The 8,112-nt window shown below is 49.6% G+C and carries 10 protein-coding genes; 3 read left to right on the top strand and 7 right to left on the bottom strand.

All coding sequences use genetic code 11. The features are described 5' to 3' along the window. A partial coding sequence (locus ACFQ3W_RS13520) for a helicase-related protein (protein WP_379319749.1) occupies positions 1-1,052 on the bottom strand: 1,052 nt, incomplete at its 3' end. Between the two features lie 92 nt (positions 1,053-1,144). Here ACFQ3W_RS13520 and ACFQ3W_RS13515 point away from each other — a divergent pair. Both ACFQ3W_RS13515 and gluQRS read left to right on the top strand, forming a co-directional pair. Continuing rightward, entirely contained in the window at positions 1,145-2,521 is a 1,377-nt protein-coding gene (locus tag ACFQ3W_RS13515) for a hemolysin family protein (protein ID WP_379319748.1), read from the top strand. A 66-nt stretch (positions 2,522-2,587) separates the two neighbouring features. Further along, positions 2,588-3,559 carry a tRNA glutamyl-Q(34) synthetase GluQRS gene (gene gluQRS / locus ACFQ3W_RS13510; RefSeq protein ID WP_379319747.1) on the top strand — a complete coding sequence of 324 codons (972 nt, stop codon included), beginning with the start codon at positions 2,588-2,590 and terminating at the stop codon, positions 3,557-3,559. A 61-nt stretch (positions 3,560-3,620) separates the two neighbouring features. Here gluQRS and ACFQ3W_RS13505 read toward each other — a convergent pair whose 3' ends face one another. Further along, a complete protein-coding gene (locus ACFQ3W_RS13505) occupies positions 3,621-3,986 on the bottom strand; it encodes a DnaJ family domain-containing protein (protein ID WP_379319746.1) in 366 nt (121 codons plus the stop codon). 66 nt (positions 3,987-4,052) lie between these two features. Then, the gene (locus ACFQ3W_RS13500) at positions 4,053-4,307 is read right to left on the bottom strand and encodes a hypothetical protein (RefSeq protein WP_379319745.1); all 255 of its coding nucleotides are present in this window, start codon (positions 4,305-4,307) and stop codon (positions 4,053-4,055) included. A gap of 90 nt (positions 4,308-4,397) precedes the next feature. On the opposite strand from ACFQ3W_RS13500, the gene ACFQ3W_RS13495 reads away from it, so the two are divergent. Continuing rightward, on the top strand, positions 4,398-5,075 hold the full coding sequence (locus ACFQ3W_RS13495) for a phosphatase PAP2 family protein (RefSeq protein ID WP_379319744.1): 678 nt from the start codon (positions 4,398-4,400) through the stop codon (positions 5,073-5,075). A gap of 77 nt (positions 5,076-5,152) precedes the next feature. Here ACFQ3W_RS13495 and ACFQ3W_RS13490 read toward each other — a convergent pair whose 3' ends face one another. The 4 genes from ACFQ3W_RS13490 to ACFQ3W_RS13475 all read right to left on the bottom strand — a co-directional run bounded on the left by ACFQ3W_RS13490 (position 5,153) and on the right by ACFQ3W_RS13475 (position 7,955). Continuing rightward, the gene (locus tag ACFQ3W_RS13490; protein ID WP_379319743.1) at positions 5,153-5,959 is read right to left on the bottom strand and encodes an SDR family oxidoreductase; all 807 of its coding nucleotides are present in this window, start codon (positions 5,957-5,959) and stop codon (positions 5,153-5,155) included. 115 nt (positions 5,960-6,074) lie between these two features. After that, positions 6,075-6,710, bottom strand: coding sequence for an ABC-2 transporter permease (locus ACFQ3W_RS13485; protein ID WP_379319742.1), 636 nt, complete (start codon positions 6,708-6,710; stop codon positions 6,075-6,077). Then, a complete protein-coding gene (locus ACFQ3W_RS13480; protein WP_379319767.1) occupies positions 6,703-7,569 on the bottom strand; it encodes an ABC transporter ATP-binding protein in 867 nt (288 codons plus the stop codon). Before ACFQ3W_RS13480 ends, ACFQ3W_RS13485 begins: the two co-directional genes overlap by 8 nt. Then, positions 7,569-7,955: a GntR family transcriptional regulator gene (locus tag ACFQ3W_RS13475; RefSeq protein ID WP_379319741.1), complete on the bottom strand. Its 387-nt coding sequence runs from the start codon at positions 7,953-7,955 to the stop codon at positions 7,569-7,571. Before ACFQ3W_RS13475 ends, ACFQ3W_RS13480 begins: the two co-directional genes overlap by 1 nt. Positions 7,956-8,112: the final 157 nt, after the last annotated feature.

Genomic DNA, 8,112 nt, shown 5'->3' with positions numbered 1-8,112 from the left:
CGCGGCGCCAGCGCCCGGTCCTCCGCCTCGCTCCAGAGGCGGTAGCAGACGCCGGGCGCCGTACGCCCGGCCCGCCCCCGCCGCTGGTCGGCGGAGTCGCGAGCCGCCCGCGTTGTCACGAGGCGGCTCATTCCGGTGCGCGGCGAGAACAGCACTGTTCGCCGCAGCCCGCTGTCGATGACGACCGTCACGCCATCGACCGTCAAGCTCGACTCCGCAATCGACGTCGCCAGCACGACTTTGCGCTTTCCTGCCGGTACCGCCTCGATCGCCTTGCGTTGCTCTTCCAACGGCAGCGCACCATACAGCGGCGTTAGCAATACCTCACCCGGTAGCACCCCGGCAAGTAACGCTGCAACTCGCCGAATTTCGCGGGCCCCCGGAAGAAAAACGAGCAGACTCCCGGTATGCGCCGCAAGGGCCGCGCGTACCGCTCGTTCAACTGCTTTTTCAAGCGGCTCCTGCGGCGCCCGAGAAAGGTAAGTCGTCTCTACCGGGTAGACGCGTCCGCGGCTTTCTATAACCGGAGCATTCCCAAGCAGCTCAGCGATTGGCGAAGGATCCAGGGTCGCCGACATAATTAACAACCGCAGATCTTCCCTAAGCAGTTGTCGGCTTTGCCACGCTAATGCCAAACCGAGATCAGCATGCAGGCTTCGCTCGTGAAATTCATCAAAAATGACTAGCCCAATGCCGAGCAGTGCCGGATCGTGCTGCAGCATTCGAGTTAATACCCCTTCCGTTACAACTGTAATCCGTGTTTTTCGGGACACACAGGTTTCGGTTCGCATTCGATACCCTACCGTTTCCCCCACGGGTTCTCCCAGTTGCTTGGCCATGAATATGGCCGCAGACCGAGCGGCGAGCCGCCTTGGCTCCAGCAGAATCATATTTTGGCCATCCATCCACGGCTCTTCCAGCAGCTCGAGCGGCGTGCGCGTCGTTTTGCCTGCGCCAGGCTCGGCCAGCAATATCGCTGCACCGGCAGTCCTAAGACTCATTTTTAAGGATGGAATCACTTCATCTATAGGCATAGGCAACTTAATCGTCATCATTCTCTCCTTACGGGTTACACTACGAATACATTTACTTTAACGATTTTACCATCGAGGTGTTGAATTTGCATGCAAAGGAGCCTAACTTGATGAATCTGGATAGAAATTTTCTATTGGAGCTGCTGGTCATTTGGCTTCTCATTGCGGCTACCGCATTATTCGTCATCGCGGAGTTTTCGGTACGCGGATTGCGCCCGAGCCGGGTAGAGTTGATGGTTCGCGAAGGACGGCGAGGCGCCATTTCATTGCGCAAACTGATCCCGCGAACTGATCAGGTACTGTCCACCTGCCAACTCGGCATTACGATGCTCTCCCTCACATTAGGCTGGCTGGGTCAACCCGCAGTGCACCAGATGCTGGAACCTTTGTTTACATACAGATCCTTGTCCGAGCCGATGCAAACATTTTTATCGTTTCTTATCTCATTTGTGCTCATTACGTATCTTCACGTTGTGCTTGGCTCACTTGTTCCCCAGGTTCTCGCAGCGCAGCGTGGAGAAAGCTTCGCGTTGGCCTCAGCTTGGGCGCTTCTTGCTTTGTCTTCTTCCCTATCCCCTATCATCTGGTTACTTAACCGTTCTTCCCGCCAAATCGTCTCTCTGTTTGGCCTCAGGGCTTCTGGAGGCTGGAACGATGCGCACACAGAGGAGGAGCTGCAGGAGCTGCTTAGCGAAAGCTTGGAAAGCGGACAGATCAACAAAAGCGAATACAGCTTTGTGAGCCGAATTTTTGCCTTTGACGAACTCCTGGCTAAGGATATTATGGTACCTAGAACGGATATGGTCTGTCTGCATGTGAATAAATCGCGAAATGAGAACCTGGATATTATCAAACGTGAGCAGTATACGAGATTTCCCGTGATCCGCGAGGATAAGGACGACATCATTGGGGTCATTAATACGAAGGCGCTGTTTCTTGTTCGTGAGGAGCAGCCGAAGGCCCCGCTCAGCTCTTTAGTCCGGCCGGTTATGACGGTATCCGAAAATATTCCGCTCACCCAATTACTTACGAAAATGCAAAAAGAACGTTCTCACATTGCGATTCTTATCGACGAATATGGAGGAACCTCCGGAATGGTAACTATTGAAGATTTGCTGGAGGAAATCGTCGGCGAAATTCGCGACGAATTTGATACGGAGGAGGAGCAGGAAATCACCGAAATCGCGCCGAATCACCTGATTGTGAACGGAAAGGTATCGGTTTCGCAAATCAATGACCTCCTGCTTACCGATTTGGAAGACGAGGACACCGATACGATTGGCGGTTGGATTTTCGGGCAGAACATGGATATCGAAGAAGGAAGTCGGCTTGAGTACGAGAATCTGAGGTTTACCGTGCTGGAGAGAGAAGACAGCCGGATCCGAAAGATCGAAATTGAAAAAAAAGAGGCTTTGTCTGAGACAATAGGTCCATCTGTTTCCCCGCTTACCTCCCCTACAGAGGTCGAACCACGGGACAGACTTTAATTTTTCGCGTAAAATAGAAGAACAAGGACATGTACGATAAGAAAGAGGAGTAAGGGAAGTGACGTCATGAGACGAGGACGATTTGCCCCGACGCCTTCCGGTGACATGCATTTGGGGAACGCGAAGATCGCTTTGCTTTCCTGGCTGCAAATGCGTGCTGCTGCAGGTGTTTTTGTGCTGCGAATTGAAGATATTGATATTCAGCGCTCCAAACCGGAGATCACCGAACGGATCATTGCTGATCTGCGCTGGCTCGGCTTGGATTGGGATGAAGGTCCGGGAGCGGCTAACCTACATGCCCCCTATTGGCAAAGCCAGCGGACTGCGCTTTATGAGGAGGCTCTAGCCCGATTAAAGCAGGATGGACGCCTATATCCTTGCTTCTGCAGCAGAGCAGAGTTACTCGCCGTCGCCGGTGCACCGCACGGGTTATCCTCTGAAGGAGCGCCATATTCCGGAAAATGCCGTCATCTCAGTGAAGCTGAACGAATGAAAAAAGCGAAGACCAAATCCCCATCGCTCCGCTTCTCACTGGGGCAGGAGGCCACCCTTTTTGTAGATGGAATCGCCGGACCGCAGCATTTCCCTCCGGGAAGTGGCGGTGATTTTGTGGTGCGCCGTGCAGATGGGCTGTTCTCCTATCAATTAGCTGTAACCCTAGATGACGCCGCTATGGAGATCACCGATGTGCTGCGCGGAGACGATTTGCTCGATTCCACGCCGCGCCAGCTCCATTTGTACGCTGCGCTTGGTCTCACGCCGCCAGCGTTTGCCCATGCCCCGCTGCTGCTGGGCGAAGACGGACGCCGACTCGCCAAACGCCATGGAGATTTTGGCATCTCTTCGCTGCGCAGGGCAGGAACACGCCCAGAAACCGTCATCGGCTGGCTGGCCTACATCAGTGGATTGATCGACCACCCCGAAGACGTTAAAGCTCAAGAATTGGTTGGGCATTTCCTATTGGATCAAATTTCGCATAAACCGTTCATCCTTACGGAGGCGATGATTCGCAGATTGCTTCCCGATACTACTCGCTAAGCCCTACCTTGGGCCCTTCTCGGCTAAAGCTATAAAAGCCAGCCGCGCCTTCAGCTAAGGGTTACTCCAGCTTCCGGCGAATTTGTTCTTCATACTGCCGGAAAGCTGGATTAAAAAGCAGACCGCGCTGATCAGCGAGCAGGTTGAACCGAAGCTGCTGCTCTGACAATCGCTTCTTTAGCTCCTTCTTCTCCGCATCGTTCGTGCAGGCTTCAATCAGGTCTCTTAGCTGTACGCATTCATTCTGCAAGCTGATTTCCTCGGGCACATAACCAGCGTTTTTCATCAGCTTATAGGCCATTCGTAAATCCTCAGGAACCCCGGATAAATCATCAAGCTGCAACGGTCGCCCATTTCCGGGCAAATGATTGAATTCCCCGCGTGCGATCGCCTCCGATATTCTCTGCTCTGCAAGCCAAGATAACACCGCTTCTCCCTCCTTTGCACAAATCACTTTCGATAATTATCATATTGATCTCAAGTTAGATAGCTCTTAACCCCTATCATACCACAGCATCCGCAACATAACTTCTCCTGCCCATATCGCGAGCAGCACCCAAATCAGAATGAAGATCGCTCCGGTCACCCAATTTTTTGGTTTCCCATTCCGTCGGATTTCTTCCGCTTTAGCCCTGGACGCTTCAATAACCGGTTTCGGTATCAGCTTTAGAGCTAGCATAATTCCTAACGGAAGGAGAATTAGATCTCCATTTTCTGTGCTGTTGTTTTTCGTTGATTCACTACCCAAACTTTTAATATGTCAATATTTAGCGTAAACTTTTGTAAGGTACAAGTGTATTTAATCATAAAGCCATAATAGTTTACAGGGGGCATCCAGATGAAAGCAGATCGAGTTCGATGGCAAACAGAGAAATATTGGCTAGCTTCTGCCTTAATCTTATCTTTTTTTGTCATTATATTTACCCACTTTGCGGACGAGCTTATGGAACAAAAGCTATTCCTTTTTGACCATACGATTATCGATTTGGTGCAAGGCCTAATCTCTCCACGACTCACAACCGTGATGAAATTATTCACTTTTCTAGGGTCCACAACCGCACTCGTCGTGGTTTTATTTATTTCTGTGACGCTCATGATACGGCAAAAGAAACGGTGGGAAGCGCTATTCTTAGTTATTGCCATAAGCGGAGGCGTGCTTTTTAATCAATGGTTGAAGTGGCTATTTCATCGGCAAAGACCTACACTGCATCGTTTAATTGAAGAAACCGGCTACAGTTTTCCGAGTGGGCATTCTATGGTTTCTTTTGTTTTCTATGGGATGCTTGGAGTGCTGGTTTACATGTTTCTGGTGTCCAAACTGCCAAAAATTATTCTCACATTCTCAATTGCCTTTCTTATTATCATGATTGGTATTAGCCGCATTTACCTTGGCGTACACTATCCGAGTGATGTCATTGCCGGGTTTTCCGCAGGCGGAGCTTGGCTAGTTATATGTTTGTTTAGCTTAAGACTGATCTTGTTGTACAGAGGAACGAACACAAGCGCAAATAAATAACGCGCTAACAGAAAAAAGGCTGCCTTTTGTCATTAAAATGACTTCAAAGGGCAGCCCTTTTCACTATTTTTCTCTCTTTATAGCAGTGATTCCGCTCCGTCGATCACAATCCGAGCGCCGGTTATGTGTATTGACTCGTCCGAGGCCAAGAAAGCGACCAGATCTGCCACATTTTCCGGTTTTCCCGGACCATCCGCTAGCGGTTGGGAACCCTCGGGATATTTTACCGGAATGACAATTTCCTCTAGATCCTTGCTAACTTTCGTAGAGGCGTCGATGTTCGTCGAAATCGCTCCGGGACAAATGACATTTACTCGGATTTTGAATTTGGCCAGCTCCAACGCGATCATTTTACCAAAGGCCTCCTGCCCTGCTTTCGTTGTGCTGTAGGCTGACATTCCGAATCCGGAGAAGCGGTCATTCCCGTTAACCGAGCTGGTGATGATGATGCTGCCTCCCCCCTGATGTTTCAGGTAAGGAACCGTATGCTTAACCGTCAGGAATGTCCCGCTCAAATTAATGCTCAATGTCTTGTTCCAATCCTCATAACTTAACTCCTCTACCGGAGCCAGCTTACCATTTATACCAGCGTTTGCAAATACGATATCGATCCTGCCAAAATGCTCGGCGGCTTCACGCACCGCATCCTCCACCCGTTTGGGGTCTGCGACATCCACATCATAGGAGCGAGCTGCACCGGGAAACTTGGCATTGATTTCCTGCTCCGCCTGCTGGGTACGGTCATCCAGCAAATCAAACAGCGCCACGCTGGCACCTTCACTCGCAAGCTTCATCGCAGCCGCTTTGCCGATCCCGGACCCAGCTCCAGTTACAATCGCGGTCTTTCCTTGAAAACGTTGGCGTTCAGTCTGTCGCTCAGGCATTTCATCACACACTCCTGTTCATGAGAGTTATGTAGGCTGTGTTATACTTCGATTCGAACAGCCCGTCTCTCAAGATTGCCCATAAAGGGGTGTGATTTAATCACCCACAGAGTTTCTACAGATTTCTTCTTGTAAAAATAGCGCGCGATATGAAATAAGAGATGACCATAACAAGCAGAGTCACGCTAACCCCTAACAGCCCCGCCGCATAAGGATGCTGGCCAACTGTAGTTAGTAGCTTTATCGCATCTTCGCCGCCGAGCAATTCCGAAACAACCTGGCTTCCGACCATCAGTACGACAATCATCGCTACGTTCATGTACTGGGCGCCTTTGAGTCCAAGCCAATAGTAGAACGGTATATACAGCGACATGAACAAAACTTGTGCAAGCAAGAGAGTAAAAGTTAACGACCAGTCCCAATGTATCGGTCTGCCATACATCGCATCGGCACCCGCATTTAAAAGAAGGCAGCAGAAAAGAGCCGCTACGATACCTATTAAGCACGAGACGTATTTTGACATTACCAAAAATCTGCGTCGCACCGGTAGGCTAACTAGGAAATGCTGATTTGGGAGACGAATGTCTGTATTCAGGATAAGAATCAACACCATTCCCGGCAGCATCCCGTAAAGTGGAGAATTCCCGGACTGCACAAAGCTGGAAAAAACGACGGCATATATCGCTATCAACCACAAGTAACGCTGCATCAGCATTAAATCTTTGCGGACTAAATGCACTAAGTTATGCACTTTGTTTTCCCCCTTTGGCCGTAAAATACATAATTTCCTCCAATGAAGGCTGTTCAAACAGCACCTTATTTCCAAACAACTCTTGCATGGCCTGCCGATCCTTCCCAAGTCCTTCAAATCCTACACCGGATTCGCGAATACCGATCAGCGATTTCCGTACATCGTTGTCTAGAAGGTCTTTGCCGCCCTTCACGATATAATAGCTTTCCAGCACCTCATCTTTACTGTCCGCAAATACGAGACGGCCTCGGTTCAGGAAGGTGACGTAATCCGCAACCCGATCCAGATCGGTCGTTAAATGGGTGGAAAATAAAATCGTATTTTGCTCGTCCAAGATGTAATCTGCCAGCAAATCGAGCAGTTCGCGTCTAAAAACAGGATCCAGACCGGCCGTCGGCTCGTCCATGATTAACAGTGATGGGTGATGCGACAAGGCCAGGGCGATCGCGTACTTCATCTTCATCCCTTTAGAACAGTCTTTTATCTTTTTCCGTTTGGGCAATTCGAACAAATTCATGTATTTGTCAAAGGCCTCTTCATCAAAGCGAGAGTAGAAAGGTGCGATAATCCGCTTCATTTGCTCCATGGACAAGTAATCGTAATAAATATTTTCATCGGAAATATAGCCGATATCCTGTTTGTAGGTTCCCTGATCCGAGCTCGTGTCCTGCCCCAACACCGTGATCTTGCCCTTTTCCGGAATCACCATTCCCATAATCGCTTTGATGACCGTGCTTTTGCCCGCTCCGTTTGGGCCAATGAGCCCGGTAATGTATCCTTTAGGCACTTCAAAGCTGACATCCGTCATCGTAAATCCGCCGTAATGCTTCGTTAACCCGTTGATTTCAATTGCATTCATCATTTTGTATGGCCTCCTTCACTCTCTAACAGCTTGATCCATTCCATGAGTTCATCGTTACTTATCGGGATACTTCGGCACTCCTCTAGAACTTCCCGAAGCTTACCCTCCAGAGCCCGAAGGCGCTGCTCACGGATAAACTCTTGATTTCCACCTGCAACAAATGATCCCTTTCCGACCACTGAGTCGATTAAACCTTCCTGCTCCAACTCGTTATAAGCCCGTTTCGTTGTAATGACGCTGATTTGTAAATCCTTGGCCAGCTGTCTAATGGAAGGCAGCGCCGTCCCGGGAACAAGCTTACCCTGCATAATACTTTCTCGGATTTGTCTAACGATCTGCAGATATATGGGCTCCCCGGATGAATGGGAAAGCAAAATGTCCATATTTCACCTTTCTTTCTGTATGTGCTCTTTGTTCGCATTGTATATATACAATATATACACTTGTGGTTCAGAAATCAACACCCTTTACAAAATAAACAGCCGCCCCCAAAGGAGCGGCCTTATATGAATTGATGGTTGGTCAATTTTGTTCTTACCC

Origin of the sequence: Paenibacillus puldeungensis (genome assembly GCF_042678945.1) — a bacterium.
GTDB lineage: Bacteria > Bacillota > Bacilli > Paenibacillales > Paenibacillaceae > Fontibacillus > Fontibacillus puldeungensis.
The sequence above is the reverse complement of the archived record's forward strand: the minus strand, read 5'-3'. Positions and strand labels throughout refer to the sequence as shown.

Excerpts from the sequence above, each read along its gene's own strand:
- ACFQ3W_RS13515 (WP_379319748.1), top strand. The coding sequence starts at position 1,145 with ATGAATCTGGATAGAAATTTTCTATTGGAGCTGCTGGTCATTTGGCTT.
- gluQRS (WP_379319747.1), top strand. The coding sequence starts at position 2,588 with ATGAGACGAGGACGATTTGCCCCGACGCCTTCCGGTGACATGCATTTG.
- ACFQ3W_RS13495 (WP_379319744.1), top strand. The coding sequence starts at position 4,398 with ATGAAAGCAGATCGAGTTCGATGGCAAACAGAGAAATATTGGCTAGCT.
- ACFQ3W_RS13490 (WP_379319743.1), bottom strand. The coding sequence starts at position 5,959 with ATGCCTGAGCGACAGACTGAACGCCAACGTTTTCAAGGAAAGACCGCG.
- ACFQ3W_RS13480 (WP_379319767.1), bottom strand. The coding sequence starts at position 7,569 with ATGAATGCAATTGAAATCAACGGGTTAACGAAGCATTACGGCGGATTT.
- ACFQ3W_RS13475 (WP_379319741.1), bottom strand. The coding sequence starts at position 7,955 with ATGGACATTTTGCTTTCCCATTCATCCGGGGAGCCCATATATCTGCAG.